The organism is Microbacterium sp. SCN 69-37, assembly GCF_001724435.1.
In the GTDB taxonomy this organism is placed as follows: Bacteria; Actinomycetota; Actinomycetes; order Actinomycetales; family Microbacteriaceae; genus Microbacterium; species Microbacterium laevaniformans.
The window spans coordinates 24,072-43,293 of record NZ_MEEL01000029.1; the positions used below are offsets into that span (position 1 = coordinate 24,072).

The window sequence follows — 19,222 nt, forward strand, 5'->3', positions numbered from 1 at the left end:
GGCTCGCGTGTCGGCGCGGTAGGACACAATGGATGCCGTGAGCACCGATCAGCCGGACGACCAGCGCGCCCCCGCCGACTACGCCGAGTCGGTCGCCCTGCCCGCCGTGACGTCGGCCGTGCCGGTCGTGGTGTCCGGCACGGACTGGTGGGCTGCTCGTCCCGCCGGCTCACGCCTCGTGGGACTCGTCGTCGCGCGCGACGATCTGCCGTCGGTGATCGCGCAGCGTGACGCCCTCGCAGACTTCGGGGTGCCGATCGAGGGCTTCCGTCATCCCGCCCCCGAGACCGGGGAGAGTTGGGCCGAGCGCCTCAACCGCCTCTTCGGCCGTCTCGTGTCGGGCGACGTCGTCGTCGTCGCCGACAAGCATGCCCTCGGTCGCACGGTCGACGAGGAGACGCACGCCATCGCCGAGCTGCGGCGCCGCGGCATCATCGTGAAGGTGCTGGGCCACTACCGCAGCTGAGCGTCAAGCCGCGTCAGCCGCGCCCCACGACGATGCGGCGACGATCGCGTCGAAGAAGCGCAGCATCGCGTGCGGGATGTCACCGAGCGGCGTCGACATGTTCACCAGCGCGACTTGTTTGCTGTTCGGAACGGTGTACCAGTAGCGCGCGACCAGACGTCGCTGCACGGCCGACTGCCCGTCCTCCTCGATCACCTGCGTGCTCACGGCGTGCAGACGCAGCACCGCCGAGCCGGCGGCATCCATTCGTGTCGCCGTCTCCAGATCGGGCTCGCGGGTGTGGGGCAGGCTCAGCTCGAAAGCGCGCATCACCGACTCGGGAGCCGTTCCCACGGCAGGCGTGATCGTGATCGGGGTGTGGACCGTGATGGCGACAGGAGTTGGCACGCCCGGCGCGATCTCGCGGCAGATCAGCAACAGGCGTGCCGAGGCCTCGCGCGCTGCGGCAGCCGCATCGTCCAATCCGGACTGGATACGGCGACGGAGCAGCGGCGCATCGTCCGCGGGCCCGACGATCTCCCGGGCGAGCGACGCATTGTGATCGCGAGCCGCGTCTTCGTCTCGCGGGTCCACCGAGATCCACTCCCCCGGCAGGCGGAAACGCAGCTGTGGGCCGACGCTTTCACTCATTGCCGACCGGCGAGCCGGCGAACATCAGCGGCGCTGAGCTCGAGGAACTCCTCGGCCCCTCGACCACCCACGGTCTCCGCGACCGCCGCCATGACGGGAACTCCCGACGATCCCAGCACGACGCGGTCGGTATGGTCGGCCGGCGAGCCCTCGACAGCGGCGAGGGTGAGGTCCTTTCCTGCCAAGTCCGGGTCGTTGGCTGCCACGCGCGCGACGCGGGTGACGTCGTCGGCAACGGCCGGAGCGCTCGTGTCGTCGACGAACATCCACACCACGATCTTCTCGTTGGTGGGCAGACCGGGGTGCTGCACTTCCACGAGCGCACCGTTGAGACCAGCCTCGCGGCCGAGCCGGTCGGACACATCCTTTTCATTCATTCCCGAACATCCCGTCAGAATCAGCGCGAGGACTGCGGTGGCAGCCATCGCGTGCCAGAGTCGATTCCTGGACATCTCTCGTCACCTCTCTGCCGCTGCGTTCACCCGCGCACGTAGACCTCTTCGTGCACGTGCTCCGTGGTTCCGACCGCGTTGCCGGCGAAGAAGATCTCGTCTCCGGGGCGCACGTCGGGGACCACGTCGTCCGCGAGCTCACCGTACATCGTCGAGTCGTGTATCCGCGGGTCGACGGGATGGAAGGTCTGCCAGTTCGGCCCGGGAACGTCGTCACGACCGTACCCGACGAGCTCCAGGTGGTGCACCGGATCCCAGACGTTGTTGACCTGTGTGACGCGCACCGACGGATCGATCGCGTCGGCATACTTGTCGATGGCCGACCCGGCCGTCACCACGGACTGCACGCGCCCGTCGAGGGCCGGATCGGTGGCGATGTCGCCGGCCATCATCCCACCGAGGCTCCACCCCGTGAGCATGATGGGTGCATCGCTGTCGAACACACCCGCCCGGCGCATCGCGTCGTACACCGCGCGTTCGTACTGCGTATGCACGGAGGGATTCAGGGCGAGCATCGCATCGGTGGAGAGGTCATTGAGTCCTCCGTGCTCGTTGAAGGGGCTCCAGTTCTGGGTGCTCGGCAGCTGCACCCGCCAGGCCACGACCTTTCCGTCCTGCATGATCGCGACCACCCGGATGTGCGTCGAGTCCTGCCCACCGCGAACGTCCTGCCTCCCGACATCCTCGAACAGGTCTCCGTAGTCGGCCGGGGCTTCACCGTGGGCGTCGGGGGCGGCCGGCGACCGGTCGAAGGTCTTGGACGCATCGTCCACGTGTCGAGGCTGGCGCGAAGAGCTGCCGTCGCGCAGGGTGAACAGAAGCAGGAGGGAGCCGACGATCAGTACCGCGAGCACCGCGAGGGCGATCCAGCCGATCACGGCAGCGATCGCTGCGAGCAGGGCGACCACGATGACGATCGCGACGAGGATCACGACGATCGCCACCAGAACCGCCAACAGCTGGCCGAGGAACTCGAGCACGCCCTTCAGCACGTTGGCGGCCCAGTCGCCGATCCACTTGGCAGCGCCCTCCCAGAACTGGTTCCAGTTGTCGTACGCCGAATCGCTGTCGCCCTCGATGGCCGTTTCGATCTTGGCGATCGCGGCGTCGGCGATCGCGCGCAGGCGGTCACGAGCGGAGGAGAGCTGCTGCCGGGCATCCTGCAGCTGGGCGTAGGCGTTCGACTCGGACTGACGCAGGCGCCGCAGATCGTTCTCGATCTCGTCGATCTGATGTTGCGGCGCGTCGACGGCCTCGGCGCGCAGCAGGTCGCCCTCGCGCCGTGAGATGTCGTTCGGTAACGTCGCCGACCTCTGGTCGTAGTATTCCGCCGTGGCGATCGCCGCGCGGGCGTCCTTCTGGATGGGGCGCAGATCCGCGGCGTAGGTCTGCAGGGCCTCCCCGGTGTTGCGGTATCTCGTGCGGGCCTTGTTGAGCGATCGCGCGACCTCCGTCGCGGTACGGGCCAGGGCATCCGTGGACTGCGAGATCTGCCCGTCGATGAGTCCTCGGAGCGACTGCGCCGCCTGCTCGATCGCTGCCGCCGCCGTGACGAGGTCGGCCGCGCGGGGGTCGAGCTGGTCGGGGTTACCGAGAAGGACATCCTCGAACTCAACCGAGATGGCGCTCATCAGCCCTCCCCCTCGCCGTCGGTCTGCGTCTCGGGCGCGGCCTCTTGCGCCTGCCGTGCGAGTTCGTCGTCAACCTCGGTCATGCTGTCGACGATCGCATCGATGCTGTCGCGCAGGAACTGCAGCTTCTCGGTGAGCTTTCCCCGGTTGTAGTCCCAGTTGTCGGCGAAGTCTCGGACCTTGCCGGCAAGACGATCCTCGCCGGTGAGGACGGCAAGGTCGTCCCCGACCGTTCCGGCCGACCCGAATGTCGAGAGCGCCTCATCGACGCGCACGCGCGCGGCGCGCAGGGCGTCGAAGTCGAGCTGCACATCTGTCATCGTCATCCCCCAAGGTTCGCGAGGCCCTCCACCTGCACACTCGGCGCACCGGCGCGAGGTGGAAGGCCTCGTGAACCTGCGGGGCGCGCGAGCGCCCCGCAGGTTCCCGATCACTGACCGAGCTGGCTGGCGAGCTGCTCGTCGGTGGACTGCAGGGCCTGAGCGGCCTTCTCGAGGAACGAGGCCATGCCCTCGATGCCCTGGACCGTCTTGGTCGCACCGGTCGTGAACTCGGTGTAGGAGGCGTCGAAGGCGCCCGAGGCGCGGCTCGTGGTGAAGCCGTCCTGGACGAGCTGAGCGACGAGCTGACGCAGGCGCTGCAGGTTCGCCTCGAGCTCGTTCTGTCCGTCACGCAGGCGCGAGGCGGCCGAGTTCATCTGGTCGTAGGTGACATTCAGATTGGCCATGAGGGCCCCTTTCATCTGGCCCGGCCGGTGTGCCGGGAGGTCTTGTTGTTTCGAAGATAGGCGGCGTCGCGGCCGGTGACCATGGGGAGAACTCCCCATGAGCGCCCGCGCGCCCGGCCCACCGCGGTCATGTCTGCGCCCCCGAGGAGGCGAGGGTACCCGACTCGACGCCGACCGGGACGTCCCCGACCACCAGCGGGAACTGGATGCGCACGGTCTTGCCGCGATGAGCCAGGATTCCGCGTCCCACCGGGAGCTCGCCCCGCACCAACCGGGGGAACGGCGTCTTGAGAACGACCTCGCCGTCGATCGTCTCCGGCTGCAGCACGACGCCGCGCCGCGCCGCCTTGATCTCGCCGAGCAGCCCGAAATTCGTCGTCCACTCGCTCATCTCCCCGACCACGACGAAGAACACCTCACCGCGACCGGCGCGTTTGACGAGCGTGGAGAGGTTCATCTCGATGATCGACGTGGCGAACTCTCCGATGCCCTCCAGCACGACCAGCGGCACGGGTCCGCCCGCCTGGGCGCGGTCGGCCGCCTCATCGACGGCGCCGAGCACCGCCATGGCCGCCGAGGGAGACTCGGCGGTCGCGGTCCACGCGACGACGTCCTGCACGGGCGATCGACGGTCGCCGATGTAGAACGCGGGCGTGTCGGGCCGCGCGCGCAGCGTCTGCCGCGCGATCGCGGCGGCGGCGGTCGAACGGCCCGCGCCGGGCGAGCCGGCGACGATGAACGTGCCGTGGGCGTCGATGCCGAACGGACCGAGGTCGAGATCGGACAGCCCGATGGCCACCCCCGTCGGCGTCGCGGGCGGCAGCTCATCGGCCGTGTACTCGGTGGGCAGCGCGCGGATCGCGGGCGCAGCGACCGTGCCGCGGCGGATCATCACCTCGGCCATCCGATCGATCGCCAGCGACTGGTCCTTCGTGCTGGAGGTGCCCCCGATGACGGCGATCTGCGCCTCGTGGTCGTCGACGATGGCCCGACCGGGCGCTGCGTCGACGCCGAGGATGTCACGCGGCATCCCGAGGAGTGCATAGCCGTCTTCGTCGGCCATCCGCAGCACGATGCGGCGTTGGATCATCGCCTGAAGAGAGGTGGGCACGCTCTGGCCGCGGTCGGCGGTGAGGGCCACGTGGATGCCGAGGCCGCGACCGTCGGTGAGCACCTGCTGGAACGCGCGGTAGGCCTCCGCGCGCCCGGACACACCCTCGAACGCGGTGCGGAACGCGGGGAACCCGTCGATGAGCAGCAAGATGCGCGGCTCGTCGGGGCGACCCGCGAGGGCGCGGTACTCGGTCAGGGTGGAGGCACCTGCCGCGGCATACGCGTCACCGCGACGGTCGAGCTCGCTGCGGAGCGTGGCGAACAGGCGATCGATGCGTTCCGTGTCGTCGCCGGAGATGACGGCACCCACGTGCGGCAGCGACTCGAGCATGCGCAGGCCCCCGGTCGCGGCGTCCAGCCCGTAGACGTGGACGGGACCGCCGCGCGGGGTGATCCCGGCCGACACGGCGAGCGTGCGCAGGGTCACCGACTTTCCGGAGCCGCCGGTGCCGAAGATCGCGAGGTGGCCCTCGGTGTCGGGTTCGAAGAAGAACGGCACCTGGTCCTGCCGCTCGGGCACGTCCACGACGCCGAGCACCAGCCGGGCGTCGGTGCGCTGGTGCAGCTTGGTCTGGTCGAAAGTGGTGGCCAGCTCGTCGAGCCACGGCCGACGGGGCGGCGCGATGCGGGCCAGCTGCGCGGCGTCGCCGAAGCGCGCCACGAGCAGCTGCTGATCGTTGGGGCCGAGGTCTTCGGTCTCGGCAGGCGCCTCGACGGCGGGCTTCTCCCACGCCGGCGCGTCGCCGAGCAGGAACGGGCGCACCTCGACGGCGGGTTCGGCTTCGGCCCGGAGGCTCCAGCCTCCCGAGTAGGCCGACTGGAAGAGGTTCATGCGACCGGGACCGGTCTTGGCGATGCCGCGACCGGGGATGCCGGGATCGAACAGGGCGGCCTCCTTCGACCCGATGACGTCGTCGGAGTCGGTCTCGTCGGCCATGCGCAGCGCGACGCGGAGGTTGGTGTTGGCACGCAGGTTGTCCTTGATGACACCGGCGGGGCGCTGCGTCGCCATGATGAGGTGGATGCCGAGCGAGCGCCCGCGCTGGGCGATGTCGACGACGCCGTCGACGAACTCGGGCACCTCCTTGGCGAGTGCGGCGAACTCGTCGATGACGAGGACGAGTGCGGGGGGAGCGTCGGGGTCGGCGGCCTTCTCGAGCTCGAGGAGGTCTTTCGCCTTCTTCCGGTTGAACAGGTGCTCGCGGTGGTGCAGTTCGGCGCGGAGGCTCGTCAGCGCCCGACGGACGAGATGCGGGCTGAGGTCGGTCACGAGGCCCACGCAGTGCGGGAGGCTGACGCAGTCGGCGAAGGCCGAGCCGCCCTTGTAGTCGACGAAGAGGAACGTCACGCGCTCGGGGCTGTACTCGGCGGCCATGCCGAGCACCCAGGCCTGCAGGAACTCGCTCTTGCCCGAGCCGGTCGTGCCGCCGACGAGCGCGTGCGGACCCTGCTGGCGCAGATCGAGGTGCAGAGCGCCCTGCGCGCCCTGTCCGACGAGGGCACGAAGCTTGGGCTGGTAGCCGGCGCCGGAGCGCGTCGCACGGATCGACGCATTCTGCGTCCACCGGTCGATGACGGCGTCGGCGCTGGTCGCCATGTCCGACCCCAACAGCTGTAGCAGGGGGATGGTGCGCGGCACGTCCCCGGCGTCCTCCGCGACATCGCCGATGTCGGTGATGCGGGCCAGGGCCCGGGCCACGACGCCGAAGCGCGCGGCATCCAACGCCTCGACACGCAGGGGGGAGATGACGGTGCCGAGACGCACGAAGTTGGCGCTCGCCTCCCCGTCGGCGGGAAGCTCGACCCACGTGCGGCAGGCGGCAGGCAGGTCGGACACGCGCGAGGTCGCCCACACCGGGATGACACCGCTGCCGGCGGCACGCTCACTCAGCTGGATGAGCCGACCCCGGTCGACGGGCGCGTCGGGCGTGATGATCACGACGTATGCCGGAAGCGGCATCTCTTCCTCGCGCCCCCGCGACTCGCCGACCTCGGCGCCGGCGGCGGTCGCGGCATCCGTCGCCTTGAGCGCCCGCAGGCGCCGCAGCTGCTTCGCGCGGGTGTCGACCAACTCCTCCAGCTCGGCCAGCAGGCGCGACGCGGTCGCCGCGTTGTCGGCGATGGGGGCCGTGCCGAGGGCGTCCTCGGCGGCCCACGTGTGCGGCAGCCACTTGAGGTCGGCAAGCGCCGCACGGGTGGCCGGGCCGACGAAGGCGACGATGTGGACGTCGGACGGCGCGTGCAGCCCCGCCGTCTGGGCCAGCAGCGCCCGCGCCGTGTCGCCGACGCGCGCCGTCGAGCCGGCGATGCCGATCGCGCCGGCCTCGGCCAGCGACTCGAGGATCGGCACGTCGTCGACCTCGCGGAACGCGTCGACGACCTCGTCGAGGCGGTCGACGTACGACGGGATCGCCGCGTCGCGCTTCGTCGACTCGGCGACGGAGTTGCGGCTCGGGGCGGTGCCGTCGCCGAGACGGACGTGCAGGAACGACCAGTGCTCGGGCCGGCGCGTCCACACCAGGGGCCCGGCGGCGAGCGCGTCGGCGCAGATGGGATCGAGCTCGGGGACCTCGCCGCGGCGGACGCGGCGCTCGGTCTCGCGCTCCTGCTCGAGGCGGGTGGACAGGCGGGTGAGCTGCTGCTCGAAGCGGTCCTTGTCGCGCTGCAGCTGCGCGCGGCCCTGCAGGCGCGTCGTCAGCCAGGTGCCGAGCATGAGGATGGGGGCTGCCGCGACGAACACGAGCGCGTAGGGCTGCTTCATAACGAAGAACAGCACGAGGCCCATGATCACCGGGGCGATCATCGCCAGCCACGGGAACATCTGCGGAGCGGGCGGTGCCGGCAGGTCGGTGCCGGGCAGCTCCTCGCCGAGGTAGCGCGCCTCCACCCGCGGCGAGCGCACGAACGGCACCTGCCGCCACGTGGAGGGCGCCGCCGTGTCGTCGGCGGGGGCCGCCGTGATGCGCAGGCGCGTGTCGCCCAGCACGGCGTCGATCTGGCCGTCGGCGGCGGTCAGGTAGGTGACCGGCGCGCCGTCGACGAGGATGCCGTTGGCGGAGTTCAGGTCGACGAGTTCGGCCCGGCCCTGCCCGACCTCCAGCCGCGCGTGCCGCTTGGAGACGAGCGGGTCGTCGAGCACGATGTCGCACTGGGGGTCTCGGCCGATGATGACCACCCCGCGCTGCAGCGGGATGGTGGTGCCGGCACCCGCACCCGAGGCGATCTCGACGTCGCCGAGCTTCTGCGGCGGCTGATAACCGGTCGGCACGATGCGCACGGCCGAGCCCGCACCCAGCTGGACGTGCGAGACGGATGCCGCGGCATCCAGCACCTCTCCCGGGCCCGGAGCGATCGTGCCGAACGCCTCGAGCGTCACCTCGTCGCCTGCCGCCGCCCCGCCGCCGCGCGGATCGAGCTCGGCGATGGTGCGTGCGAGGTCGCCCACGGTCGCATCGGCATCGGCGTTGATGACGAGGTCTTCCGGCTCGCCTCCGGGGCGGACCAGCGTGGTGCGCAGCTTCATCCCTGTTCCTTCCTGCGCGGTGCGTCATCGGCGGCGTCGCGATCGAACGCCGCCGGGTCGTCCAGCATGGCGAGGTCCTCTCGCACCACCAGTCGCGAGGCGACGGCGTGCTCCACCAGGCGCACGCGGCGGTTCGTGGCCGAACTGGTCACGCCGCCGCGCAGGCCCGGCACGCCCTGACGGTCGAGCTTGTCGCAGACGTTGTCGAGCTTGCGATTGAAGCGGGTGATGCTCCAGCCCAGGCGCTGCGCGGCAGCGGCCGAGCTGGGCAGTTCGCTCATCCCGGTGCCCTCGCGCCGCAGCACCGGCTCGGCCAGAGCGAGGATCAACAGCTTCTGGCTCGGTGTGAGGGGAACGGCGCCGATCGTCGACTCCCCGTCGAGGACGCTCTCGGGTGCCGTCTCGCGGAAAGCCGGCTGCGCGGTGTGCACGGACAGCTCGTAGGTGGTGGGACCGGCGCTGAAGACGACCGTGGTCACTCCGAACACGATCGGCAGGCGGGCGCCCGGGGCGAGTTGGGCCTGCACCCGCCCCTCCGTGTCGGTGACGGTGGCCGACAGGCGCGAACCGATGTTGACCAGCCACCACAGCCCGGCGGACTGCTCGATCGAGAGGAAGTGGCGGTGCAGGAACCGGTTGTCGTCGATCGCGAGATCGCCCTCCCGGCCGATCGTGAACCGTGTGCCCGACGGCACCGTGATGTACTCGCCCGCGAACTCCACCGTGATGTCGCTGCTCGCGGCATCCGCTGCGGCCTCGTCGAGGGGCGGAACCGTGTCGTGAATGTCGGTCATGGGACGCACTTCCGCATCTCGGTGCTCGCCACGCCGCTCTTGCGGACAAGAGTGACCGCGACGCAGGTGGTGCCCGCGGCATCCACGGGAAGGGACACCGTGGTCTCGGTGACCTTGCGGACGTCGCCGTTGCCGGCCAGCGTGTACGCGTACCAGAGGTAGCCGTCGCCGTCCTTCGGGTCGGGGTTGGTCCAGGTGAAGACGACGTTGCCGCCCTCGATCCGGCCGGCGAGCTGCGTCACCGCGGGAACGACGTCTTCGAACGGGTCCTGCGCGACGGCGGTCGTCGACGGCGTCGGAGACGCCTGGGGCTCGACGGCGGGCGCCAACAGGCTCGCACCGACGGCGACGGCCCCCACGACGGCGACGACGGCCGCGGCGATGCCGAGACCGATCCACAGACCGCGGCGGGACCGCGGTACCACCGGCTCGTCCCCGCCCGCGACGGCGTCGGTCTCCGGTGCGGTCGCCGTGCGTGCGGCCGCGGGATCGAGCGTGTGCGCCGTCACCGGCGCCCCGGCGGCGGGGCGGCGGATCGTCGAGGACGTATCGATGTCGACCTGCGGAGCGATCGAGACCGGACCGCGCAACAGCGTCGGCTCGGCCGTGTCGGGCGGGGCGGCGGAGGTGGATGCCGCGGGCAGGGTGCCCGTCGTCTCGGGCGCCCACGGGTTGTCCCTGTCACGGCGGCGGGTGGGGCCGGCGGCGGGGTTTGTGTTCGGTTCGATGCTGACGATGCCGCGGACCCGGGTGAGCTCGCCGTCGGCGTCGTCGTCGGCATCCTCGTGCGGGGCATCGTCGAGGATGTCGATCGGGGTGACCGAGTGGGCGAGTTCGATCTGCACGCGCTGCAGGGCACGGGCGAAGGCGAGGGCGGATTCGTACCGATCGCCCGGACGTTTGGCCATCGCGCGCTCGAGCACCAGTTGCAGCGAGGCAGGGGCGTCGGCCCGCGTCAGCGGCGGCACCGGCTGGGACTCGATGCGCTGGATGAGATCGGCGCCGCCGTTGCGGCCGCCGGGCTGCTCGAACGGCGAGCGCCCGGCCAGCAGCGTGTAGACGGTCGCGCCCAGCGCATAGACGTCGGTGGCGACCCCGGATCCCGGGGCCTCGCTGAACGCCTCCGGCGGCGACCACGGAATCGACATGCCCCCCGACGACTCCTCCGACTCCGCCGTCGTCGCGATGCCGAAATCGGTGAGCGCGGGGCGGTTGTACTCGGTGACGAGGATGTTGGCCGGCTTGATGTCGCGATGCAGGATGCCGGCGCGATGCGCGGTCTCGACGGCGGCCGCGACCTGCACACCCACCCGCAGCGCCTCGGCGACGGAGAACGCCGCCGTACGGGAGCGCACCTGCAGGTTGGGCCGCGAGCAGTACTCCATGACCAGGTAGGGCCGGCCGTCGTCGGACACGCCGGCCTGGTAGATCGTCACGATCGCCGGGTGTGTCGACAGCAGGGCCATGACGTTCGCCTCGGCGGTGAACTGCTCGGCCGAGCCCGAGGCCAAGCGGTCGGGTAGCATGACCTTCACCGCGACGCGGCGGCGGGGAAGCTGCTGCTCATAGAGATAGACGTCCGCGAACCCACCCGAGCCGAGCACGTCGACGTAGGTGAATCCGGGCAGGGCGGGCGGCGGTGCCGGCGGACGCTTGGCGGCGCTCACGGGAGGTCCTCGAAGGTCACGGTCACGTCATCGCCGAGATCGAGGACATCACCGGTGACGACCATCGTCGGCTCGTTCGGGTGCAACCGCACCGGTTCGCTGCCGCCGCGCAGCAGCACGGTGCCGTTGGTCGTGTCGAGGTCGGTGACGAGCACGTGCTCGCCCTCGGCGCGGATCTCGACGTGGCTGCGGGAGATGTCCTGATCGGGGCTGTCCACCGCGACCAGGGTCGGCAGGTCGGCTCCGGTGGTGCGGGTCGATTTAGGGCGACGACCGATGATCACCGGACGCTCGAGCTCGACGACACGTCCGGTCGACAGCCGGATGCGTCCGCGCGCCGGCCGACGCGCGGGCACGTTGTCGGTCGAATCGAACGCGGGTCGCTCGGCACGAAGGGCCCGCATCTCGGCGACGGCGATCGTCGCCCCGTCGTGGTCGCCGAGGTCATCGCCGTCGCCGGCGGAGGTCGCGTTGTTCGCGGCGGGCGCCGCGGGGGACGCTTCGGCCGCTGACTCCGCCTCGGGGTCGACGGCGGCGATCGCAGCGGCGGACACCGGACGGGCCACGGTCTCGCCCCAGAGCAGGTCGTACTCGTCGACGGGGGCGGCGACCTCCTCGGCGGCGGTCGCCTCGGGGATCAGCGTGTCGGCCGAGGTGTCGGCAGCCGGCGCCGCCGGCGCGGCCTGCGGTTCGCCTTCCGGCTCGGGCTCCGGTCCGGCTTCCCGCACGGGCTCCGGTTCGGGGGCGCCGCCGAGCAGCCCCGGCGGCACCGAATCTATGACGGATGCCGGGGAGATGGCGGATGCCGAGGAGGTGGCGATGCCCGGTTGCTCCTCGGCATCCGACGCATCCTCGGCAACCGACGGCCCGGTGGCCGGGGCCACGGCGACGGCCACGGCCGGAGCGGAAGCTGCAGGAGGAACAGGAGAAGCGGACGCCGCGGACACGACGGCGAGGTCGATCTCGACGAGATCGGTGCGCACCACTCCGGACCGCAGCGGCAGGTCCGCGGCCGGCGCCGGCGAGCCCGCGTGAGGGGCGACGCTCACGCGCACGGCCCCCGGCACGAAACGCTCGGTCCACGTCGCCACGCCCGCGCCCGACACCGCCTCGGGGTGCTGGCCCTCGACGACGACCTCGACGTCACCGCGCACGGCCACGCGCACGCCGCCGGCCTCGGCGATTGCGAGGGCGAACGGCGGGATCGCCGTGAGCGACGTGCCGAACGCGCTCGTGAGCGCCTCGAGGACGGCGCCGATGCCCCCCGTGCCCAGCCCGCGCCACACGCCGGTGGCCGTGGCCGCCGACACCGCCGGAGACAGCAGCACGACGGCATCGCCGTCGACCGCGAGCCACCACGCGTCGTCCGTCGCCGCCGGCCGGTAGTCGATCCGCGTCTTCGTCATCGCATCCGTCATCACACATCACCTCTCGTGCCCGCGCGCGGTCGGGTGTCGCCGTCCGCCTCCGCCTGGCGCGCCCCCGCGGGGGCCGTGTCGTACACGTCGTCGTAGCCGGCGACGTGGACGGCATCCACGACCACCGCGGTGACGTTGTCGCGTCCGCCGTGCAGCAGCGCCTCATGGATCAGTCGCGTCGCCGCGGCTTCGGGATCGCTCTCCTCGGCGAGGATGTCACGCAGCCGATCGGCCGGCACCTCGCCGGACAGCCCGTCGGAGCAGACCAGGATGCGATCGCCCGGCTCGGCCGGCACCATCCAGTAGTCGGCCTGGCCTTCGCTTCCCGCCCCGATCGCCCGCGTGATCTCGTTGCGGCGACTGTCGGTGGCGGCATCGGCTCCCGACAGCACGCCGGCGTCGAGGAGCTCCTGCACGACCGAGTGGTCGACGCTGATCTGCTCGAGCACGCCCTGCGCGAAGCGGTACGTGCGGGAATCGCCGACGTTGACGGTCAGCCAGTATCCGACCCCGCCGACGTCGGCGACGACGACGCCCGACAGTGTCGTGCCCGCCGCACGTCCTTCGCTGGCGATCGCCTCGACGCGCGAGCGCGCACGACGCAGCGCCGCGCGCACCTGGTCGATGGCGAGGCTCGGACCACCGACCAGGTGGGCGAACTCGGCCACGACGGCAGCGCTGGCGCGGTCTCCCGCGTCATGCCCGCCCATCCCGTCGGCGACGAGGAAGAGGGGAGCCTGAGCGAGGTACGCGTCTTCGTTGACGCGGCGGCGAAGACCCGTGTGCGACGCCGCGCCGACGCGGACGACGATCGGGGGCTCCGCCGGCGTGGCGTCGATCACGAGGTCACCTCGACGCTCACTTGCCGGTCGCCGAACACGAGCACGTCACCCGCCCGGACCCGAGTGCGCTCCCCCGGCTCCAGCGGGAGCAGGTCGTCGCCGCGGCGCACCGCGACACCGTTGGTGGAGTGCCTGTCGACCACCCACACGGCGCGATCATCGTCGGGGATCAGTTCGAAATGCGTCTTCGACAGCGACAGGGTCTCATCGCGCACGGGTGAGACCATCGCGCCCGTCTCGGGGGCGGGATTGCGGCCGAAGAGCGTGCGGCCGTAGAGCGCCTGCCGCGTTCCGTCGTCCCACACGAGGCGCGCGAAGGGACGTTCGCCGGTGGAGATCCGTGTCTCATCGATGCTCTCGATGACCACGCCGGCACCGGATACGGGCCCGCGATCGGCGGCCGGCGCGCCGGAGACCGGCGGCGGCGCGTCGGACACCTCCACCGTCGGCAGGCCGGGTGCGGGCGCGGGCGCGGGCTGATCGAGTCGGTCGGCGTCGCTCACCCCGGGGACGAAGGAGATGACGCCGCTCGCGAGCGGAGTGCTCCGCACCGGCGCGGGAGGCTCGGCGGGCGACCAGCCGCCGAGTTCGGGCGCCTGCCCCACCGGCAGGATCGGGGCGGCCGGCAGCACCGTCGGCGCCAGAGCCGACGCGGGCGAGGTGGGCGCGGCATCCGCGCCGGAATCGGCTGCGGGCGACGGCACGGGCGAGCGGCCGGCGACATCGGTCATGACGGCCCCCACGGCGCGGTCGTGCCATCCCCGGTGCCACGGCGACGAGTCGAAGAGCGGGGAGAAGTACCCGACGACGATCGCGCCGCCCAACGCCCAGACGAGGTTGCGGCCGAGCGCGCGGCCGAAGCCGAGGCGCGATGCCGGGGCCGACGCATCGACCGCCCCGCCCTCCCGCACGAGTCGCAGCCCGAGCGCGCGCATACCGAGCGAGCCGGCGCCGGCCTGCATCAGGGTGTAGACGACGAACCAACCGAGACCGATCACGTACGCCAGGGCCACGGCCAGCGGCAGGGGCAGTGCCCCTCCGGTGCCGAAGGAGATACCGGCGAACACGCCCACCGCGATCAGCAGGACGACCATTCCGATCGCCGCGTCGATCAGGTAGGCGCCCACCCGCCGGCCCACCTGTGCCGGGCGCCGCACGAGATCCAGATCAGTCATCGGAGGACTCCGTTCCACGAGGGCGGATGCCGCGGCGCACGCGCGCGACGACGGCGCGACCGGTGCCGGCGATCGCCTGGCCGAGGGCGTGCCACGACCAGCCGCTGCGGCGCAGCGACCGCACGCTCAACCGTGCGCGAAGGCGCTGCCAGACGGTCGTCGATCCGCGCATCTGGCCGACGATGTCATCGACTTCGCGCCAGAAGGCGTCGACATCCTCGGGTGCGGGGTCGCCCGGACCGAAGACATCCACATCGGCGCGGGTGGCGAGCTGCGTGACGCGCGGGTTGTCGAAGGTCGAGCCGACGACGAGCGCGCTCTCGGCACGGGTCGCCCCGATCGCCACCGGAGCCCGCAGATCGACGGCCGAATCGACCAGTTCATCCCAGCCTCCCGAGATGCGGTCCGCGGTGCGCTCGGCGTTGCGGCGGCGCGCGCGGCGCACGCCCTTGATCACGCCCATCACGATGAACGGCGCCGCCAGCAGCAGCAGGATGCCGAGGGTGAGGCCGCCGTACAGCAGCACGGGTCCGAGCCAGCTGAGGTCTGCGGCCTGCTCCTCGTCCTGGTCGCGGTTCTCCGCGATCGCCGGCGGCAGGTCGGCGGGCTGCTGGGCGGGCGGCGGCGGCTGGAGCACCTGCGGCTTCGGGTTGGCCTTCGGCTTGGTCGACTGGTCGTTGGGCTTGTTGTCCTCGTCGGGGGTGGGATCGAACGGAACCCAGCCGTAGCCCTGGAAGGCGATCTCCACCCACGCGTGCAGGTTGCCGCCGGTGGCCGTGAGCGTCGGACCGTCCTGCGGGTGCTTCTCGTCGGCGTGCCAGCCCATCACGACGCGTGCCGGCATGCCCAGCTGCGTCGCCATCAGAGCCATCGCGACGGCGTACTGCTCGTCGTCGCCGACCATCTGGTCGCCGCCGAAGAGCGACGTGATGCGGTTGGCCCCGTGTCCCGACAGCGAGACGACGTCGTCGCCCAGGCCGTGGCTGAAGAAGCCCTGCGTGTGCAGGTAGCTCTCCAGTGCCCGCGCGCGCTCGATCGGGGTGTCGGCGCTGGCGGTGGCCTTGGAGGCGATGTCGGCGATCTTCTCCGGAATGCCCGTCTGCTTCGGCATCTTCAGAGCCGCGAACGGCACGTCGGCCAGCGCCGTGTCGCTCGGGAGGTCGGGGATGACGGTGTCGATCGTGTACGCGTCGCCGGACGCAAGCCCCGCAGGGGCGACGGCGGCGCCGGTGGCGTCGTTGAAGTGCGTCGTGCGGGCAAGCTCCGGTGCCCGCGGGCCGTCGAAGGTGAAGTCGCGGACGGCGCCCACATCGGGCACCCACACTCCGCTCAGGTCGCCGATCTCCACCCGCAGCGTGGCCGCGGTGCCGGTCGCCGCGGGAGACATGTTGGAGCGGATCGGGGTGAACGCGCTGGAGGAGCCGGCCCCGTCGTCGGACACGTTGTAGACGATGCCGTCGTACGCGTCCATCGTCGCCAGCCGCACGCGGCCGTCCTTGGGCAGTCCCGTCACGGTGAACAGGGTCTTGTCGGCGTCGTCGCGCACGTAGCCGCGGAAGGACTGCAGCGGACTCGGATAGTCGGTGACGTCGAACGGCGGCACGATGAAGTCGCGCAGGATGTACCGCGGCGGGGTGGCGACCGCGGCGGTGGCGATTCCCGCCGCCGAGGCGACGGCGAGCACGATCCCACCGGCGACGAGTCGGCGCGTGCGCGAACTGCGCACCGCCCCGGCATCCGAGGCCCCCGCCGACTCGATCCGCACCGCGGCGCGGTCGTGGTCCCACGCGCGCCGGAGCGCGAGCCAGACCGTCGCCACGACGGCGAAGACGATGCCCTGGACGAGTGGGGCCGCGGGCTGCGCGACACCCAGCAGGATCGTCGCGACCAGCACCGCGAGCGCGGGCAGCAGCGCCCACGTGCCGTGGCGGGCCCGGAGAGCCAGCGATCCGGTGAGGACGGCGCCGACGAGAGTGAGGATGAAGGGGACCACGAGATGGCCGTCGGATGCCGCGACCGGCGGCACCGTGGTCAGCAGCTGCTTCCACGACGTGATCGTCCCGAGGGCGAGCTGCTGCAGGGTCTCCAGCGTCGGGACGACGCCGAGCAGCGCCGTGTGCGGCAACGCGAGCGCACCGCCGAAGACGATGTAGGCGCCGATCGTCGCGCCGGTCAGGCTCAGCACCCCGAGACGCCACCGGGCTCCCGCCCAGGCCAGCGCCAGCCCGAGAGCGAGCCCGCCGACGCCGGCGACGAGGTACTGCGGCGAATCGAAGGTGGGGGCGAACCCGACGATCGACACCGCGAGCAGCAGGGCGGCGGCGGCCAGGTCGAGAGCGAGAACGCGCGGCTCGATCGTCGCCGCCTGTGCAGCGGGGCGCGGGGCGCGACGCGGCAGCCGCGGGCGCGCGCTCACGAGAGCACCTTCCGGACGGCCCGCGGCAGCTGGTCGAGCGCACCGACGGTGACGACGTCGGCCTCGCCGATGCGCTGCAGTGCCGGTGCGTCCACCCGGGTGTCGGCGACGACCGCGAGTGCGCGTACGCCGAGCGGCAATCGTGAGCACGCGAGGCGGAGTTCGGCCGCGTCGGTGCGCGAGCCCGTGACGAGCACGACGACCGCGGCATCCGGTGCATGGGCCGCGATGCCGCCGGCGAGCGCGACGATGCCGCCGAGCCGGGCGCGCGAGTGCCCGAGCATCGAGAGCTCGTCGAGGAAGCGACGGGAGCTGAGCGAGCGCAGCGGCCCCTGCTGAGTGCGCGCATCGAGGACGCGGGAATCCCGCAGGGCGCGCAGGCCGATCGACCCGGCGACCGAGATGGCGAGTTCGAACTCCGCCGCCTCGCGATACTCGTCGGGAAGCGTGGACAGGCCCACGACGAAGTGCGAGCGGCGCGTCTCTTCGTACTGGCGCACCATCACCTCGCCGACCCGCGCGGTCGACTTCCAGTGCACGTGGCGCAGGTCGTCGCCGGGCTGGTACTCCCGCAGCGCGTGGAAGGACACGTCGTCGCGCGCGAGGTGCTGCACCGGCAGACCCTCCAGGTCGCGGAGGTGGCCGAGCGACAGGCCCTCCAGCGCCGTCGTCTGCGGGTGCACGTACAGATCGACGGCCTGGCGGCGGTCGTGCGCCCGTTCGAACAGCCCCAGCGGGTCGCCGCGGCGAACGCTCACCGGTCCGACCGAGAGCACACCGCGTGTCGTCGTCGGAATCGCGAAGACCTCTTCGTGCTCCTCGTCGGGGGCGAGGCGCGGCACCTGGAAGACGCCGCGCCCGGCGCCGACGGGAAGGATGACCTCGGAGGGCAGCAGCGTTCGCGGCGTGCGGTTGGCGAGCATGAGCCCACCGACGGCGCGCTCGCCCACGACGACGCGAGTGCGCGTGAGGTCGAGCCCGATCTCGTACGTCGTGCGGCCGAAGAGGAAGCCGAGGCTGATGATCAGGGTCACCGTGATGACGGCGGCGATGACGAGGAACTCGCGCCAGCCGTAGGCGAAGGCCAGCCACCAGACGAGCACGGCGGTCGCGATCAGCACCCACCCCAGCGGCTGCACCACGTCGCCGATCGCCCGCAGCACGCGAACGACGCGGCGGCGCACCGCCTCGATGCGCTCCCGCCGGCGCTCGGCCGCGGTGGCCTCCCGGGGAGCGACGAGGGGCGCGTCGGCTTCGCCCTCGGCATCCGACGTCGGCGTCGTCGGGGCGACGGGCGCGGCGGCGTCCGCGGGCACGCCGGAATCATCACCCCGTCGCCGCGCGCGGCGCGACGAAGTGAGAGTGTCGGGCGCCGGCGACATCAACTGGCGGCCCGCGCCAGGGGGGCCTCCACGGCGGAGACCGCCCGCTGGACGATGCTCTCGGCGGTCGTTCCGGAGAACTCCGCCTCGGGGTCGAGCACGAGGCGGTGCGCCCACACCGGCACGGCGAGGGTCTTCACGTCGTCGGGCACCACGAAGTGGCGACCCTGCGCGGCCGCGTAGACCTTGGCGACGCGCATCATCGAGATCGCTCCGCGCACCGAGACGCCGAGGCGGGTCGCGTCGGACGCGCGCGTGTGCTCGACGAGCTGCGCCGCGTACCGCGCGACCACGGGGTCGACGTGCACGGTGGCGGCGAGGTCCGCCATGTCGGCGACCGCGCTCGTCGTGATGATGGCGCTGAGGGATGCCGAGGGGTTGCGATCGACCGCGCCGGCGAGGATGCGCTCCGTGACGGCGAGCGTCGGGTAGCCGATCGACGTCTTCAGCATGAAGCGGTCGAGCTGGGCCTCGGGCAGCTTGTACGTTCCCGACTGCTCGATGGGGTTCTGCGTGGCGATCACGAGGAACGGACGACCCACCTCGTGGGCGACGCCGTCCACCGTGACGCGCGACTCCTCCATGACCTCCAGCAGCGCCGACTGCGTCTTCGGCGAGGCGCGGTTGATCTCGTCGGCGAGCACGATCGAGGAGAAGACCGGTCCCCGGTGGAACTCGAACCGGTGGTTCTGCTGATCGTAGATCGTGACGCCCGTGACGTCGGAGGGCAGCAGGTCGGGCGTGAACTGGATGCGCGTGCTCGTTCCCTGCACCGACGCGGCGATCGCCTTGGCGAGGCTGGTCTTTCCCGTTCCGGGAGCGTCCTCGAGCAGCACATGGCCTTCAGCCAGCATCGCCGAAAGCACGAGGCCGACGACCTCGCGCTTGCCGAGGAGCGCCTGATCGACGTTGTCGACGAGACGCGTGAAGGTGTCGCGGAACCACGCGGCCTGTTCGGGGGTCATGCTCATTCGTTCGTTCCTTGT

15 protein-coding genes are annotated in these 19,222 nt (G+C 71.7%); 1 reads left to right on the plus strand and 14 read right to left on the minus strand.

The genetic code is table 11. The features are described 5' to 3' along the window. Window positions 1-28: 28 nt before the first annotated feature. Window positions 29-466, plus strand: a complete 438-nt coding sequence (locus ABS64_RS08505) for a dehydrogenase (RefSeq protein ID WP_036284364.1) — start codon at window positions 29-31, stop codon at window positions 464-466. 3 nt (window positions 467-469) lie between these two features. Here the strand turns inward: ABS64_RS08505 and ABS64_RS08510 are convergent, their stop codons facing one another. The 14 genes from ABS64_RS08510 to ABS64_RS08575 all read right to left on the minus strand — a co-directional run bounded on the left by ABS64_RS08510 (window position 470) and on the right by ABS64_RS08575 (window position 19,207). Then, window positions 470-1,096, minus strand: a complete 627-nt coding sequence (locus tag ABS64_RS08510; protein WP_036284362.1) for a hypothetical protein — start codon at window positions 1,094-1,096, stop codon at window positions 470-472. Continuing rightward, window positions 1,093-1,473 carry a hypothetical protein gene (locus tag ABS64_RS08515; RefSeq protein WP_231477020.1) on the minus strand — a complete coding sequence of 127 codons (381 nt, stop codon included), beginning with the start codon at window positions 1,471-1,473 and terminating at the stop codon, window positions 1,093-1,095. Before ABS64_RS08515 ends, ABS64_RS08510 begins: the two co-directional genes overlap by 4 nt. A gap of 101 nt (window positions 1,474-1,574) precedes the next feature. After that, window positions 1,575-3,179 carry a hypothetical protein gene (locus ABS64_RS08520; RefSeq protein WP_036284357.1) on the minus strand — a complete coding sequence of 535 codons (1,605 nt, stop codon included), beginning with the start codon at window positions 3,177-3,179 and terminating at the stop codon, window positions 1,575-1,577. Continuing rightward, the gene (locus ABS64_RS08525; RefSeq protein WP_051498702.1) at window positions 3,179-3,505 is read right to left on the minus strand and encodes a hypothetical protein; all 327 of its coding nucleotides are present in this window, start codon (window positions 3,503-3,505) and stop codon (window positions 3,179-3,181) included. Before ABS64_RS08525 ends, ABS64_RS08520 begins: the two co-directional genes overlap by 1 nt. A 104-nt stretch (window positions 3,506-3,609) precedes the next feature. After that, entirely contained in the window at window positions 3,610-3,906 is a 297-nt protein-coding gene (locus ABS64_RS08530) for a WXG100 family type VII secretion target (RefSeq protein WP_005054492.1), read from the minus strand. Window positions 3,907-4,033: 127 nt separating this feature from the next. Further along, the gene (locus ABS64_RS08535) at window positions 4,034-8,542 is read right to left on the minus strand and encodes an FtsK/SpoIIIE domain-containing protein (RefSeq protein WP_292682769.1); all 4,509 of its coding nucleotides are present in this window, start codon (window positions 8,540-8,542) and stop codon (window positions 4,034-4,036) included. Next, on the minus strand, window positions 8,539-9,336 hold the full coding sequence (locus ABS64_RS08540; RefSeq protein WP_112932286.1) for a hypothetical protein: 798 nt from the start codon (window positions 9,334-9,336) through the stop codon (window positions 8,539-8,541). Before ABS64_RS08540 ends, ABS64_RS08535 begins: the two co-directional genes overlap by 4 nt. Beyond that, window positions 9,333-11,003: a serine/threonine-protein kinase gene (locus ABS64_RS08545; protein WP_292682774.1), complete on the minus strand. Its 1,671-nt coding sequence runs from the start codon at window positions 11,001-11,003 to the stop codon at window positions 9,333-9,335. The genes ABS64_RS08540 and ABS64_RS08545 overlap by 4 nt, the downstream gene beginning before the upstream one ends. Next, window positions 11,000-12,409, minus strand: a complete 1,410-nt coding sequence (locus ABS64_RS08550; protein ID WP_292682777.1) for an FHA domain-containing protein — start codon at window positions 12,407-12,409, stop codon at window positions 11,000-11,002. The genes ABS64_RS08545 and ABS64_RS08550 overlap by 4 nt, the downstream gene beginning before the upstream one ends. 11 nt (window positions 12,410-12,420) lie before the next feature. Continuing rightward, a complete protein-coding gene (locus tag ABS64_RS08555; RefSeq protein ID WP_292682780.1) occupies window positions 12,421-13,263 on the minus strand; it encodes a protein phosphatase 2C domain-containing protein in 843 nt (280 codons plus the stop codon). Continuing rightward, the gene (locus ABS64_RS08560; protein ID WP_292682783.1) at window positions 13,260-14,438 is read right to left on the minus strand and encodes an RDD family protein; all 1,179 of its coding nucleotides are present in this window, start codon (window positions 14,436-14,438) and stop codon (window positions 13,260-13,262) included. The genes ABS64_RS08555 and ABS64_RS08560 overlap by 4 nt, the downstream gene beginning before the upstream one ends. After that, window positions 14,431-16,854: a transglutaminase domain-containing protein gene (locus ABS64_RS08565; RefSeq protein ID WP_292682785.1), complete on the minus strand. Its 2,424-nt coding sequence runs from the start codon at window positions 16,852-16,854 to the stop codon at window positions 14,431-14,433. The genes ABS64_RS08560 and ABS64_RS08565 overlap by 8 nt, the downstream gene beginning before the upstream one ends. Beyond that, window positions 16,851-18,236, minus strand: a complete 1,386-nt coding sequence (locus tag ABS64_RS08570; protein ID WP_204946429.1) for a DUF58 domain-containing protein — start codon at window positions 18,234-18,236, stop codon at window positions 16,851-16,853. The genes ABS64_RS08565 and ABS64_RS08570 overlap by 4 nt, the downstream gene beginning before the upstream one ends. Beyond that, window positions 18,236-19,207 carry a MoxR family ATPase gene (locus ABS64_RS08575; protein WP_204946428.1) on the minus strand — a complete coding sequence of 324 codons (972 nt, stop codon included), beginning with the start codon at window positions 19,205-19,207 and terminating at the stop codon, window positions 18,236-18,238. Before ABS64_RS08575 ends, ABS64_RS08570 begins: the two co-directional genes overlap by 1 nt. Between the last annotated feature and the right edge of the window lie 15 nt (window positions 19,208-19,222).

What these genes read in the sequence shown, in the direction of transcription:
- ABS64_RS08505 (WP_036284364.1), top strand. Translation starts at nt 29, where the DNA reads ATGGATGCCGTGAGCACCGATCAGCCGGACGACCAGCGCGCCCCCGCC.
- ABS64_RS08510 (WP_036284362.1), bottom strand. Translation starts at nt 1,096, where the DNA reads ATGAGTGAAAGCGTCGGCCCACAGCTGCGTTTCCGCCTGCCGGGGGAG.
- ABS64_RS08515 (WP_231477020.1), bottom strand. Translation starts at nt 1,473, where the DNA reads ATGAATGAAAAGGATGTGTCCGACCGGCTCGGCCGCGAGGCTGGTCTC.
- ABS64_RS08520 (WP_036284357.1), bottom strand. Translation starts at nt 3,179, where the DNA reads ATGAGCGCCATCTCGGTTGAGTTCGAGGATGTCCTTCTCGGTAACCCC.
- ABS64_RS08525 (WP_051498702.1), bottom strand. Translation starts at nt 3,505, where the DNA reads ATGACGATGACAGATGTGCAGCTCGACTTCGACGCCCTGCGCGCCGCG.
- ABS64_RS08530 (WP_005054492.1), bottom strand. Translation starts at nt 3,906, where the DNA reads ATGGCCAATCTGAATGTCACCTACGACCAGATGAACTCGGCCGCCTCG.
- ABS64_RS08535 (WP_292682769.1), bottom strand. Translation starts at nt 8,542, where the DNA reads ATGAAGCTGCGCACCACGCTGGTCCGCCCCGGAGGCGAGCCGGAAGAC.
- ABS64_RS08540 (WP_112932286.1), bottom strand. Translation starts at nt 9,336, where the DNA reads ATGACCGACATTCACGACACGGTTCCGCCCCTCGACGAGGCCGCAGCG.
- ABS64_RS08550 (WP_292682777.1), bottom strand. Translation starts at nt 12,409, where the DNA reads ATGACGAAGACGCGGATCGACTACCGGCCGGCGGCGACGGACGACGCG.
- ABS64_RS08560 (WP_292682783.1), bottom strand. Translation starts at nt 14,438, where the DNA reads ATGACTGATCTGGATCTCGTGCGGCGCCCGGCACAGGTGGGCCGGCGG.
- ABS64_RS08570 (WP_204946429.1), bottom strand. Translation starts at nt 18,236, where the DNA reads ATGTCGCCGGCGCCCGACACTCTCACTTCGTCGCGCCGCGCGCGGCGA.
- ABS64_RS08575 (WP_204946428.1), bottom strand. Translation starts at nt 19,207, where the DNA reads ATGAGCATGACCCCCGAACAGGCCGCGTGGTTCCGCGACACCTTCACG.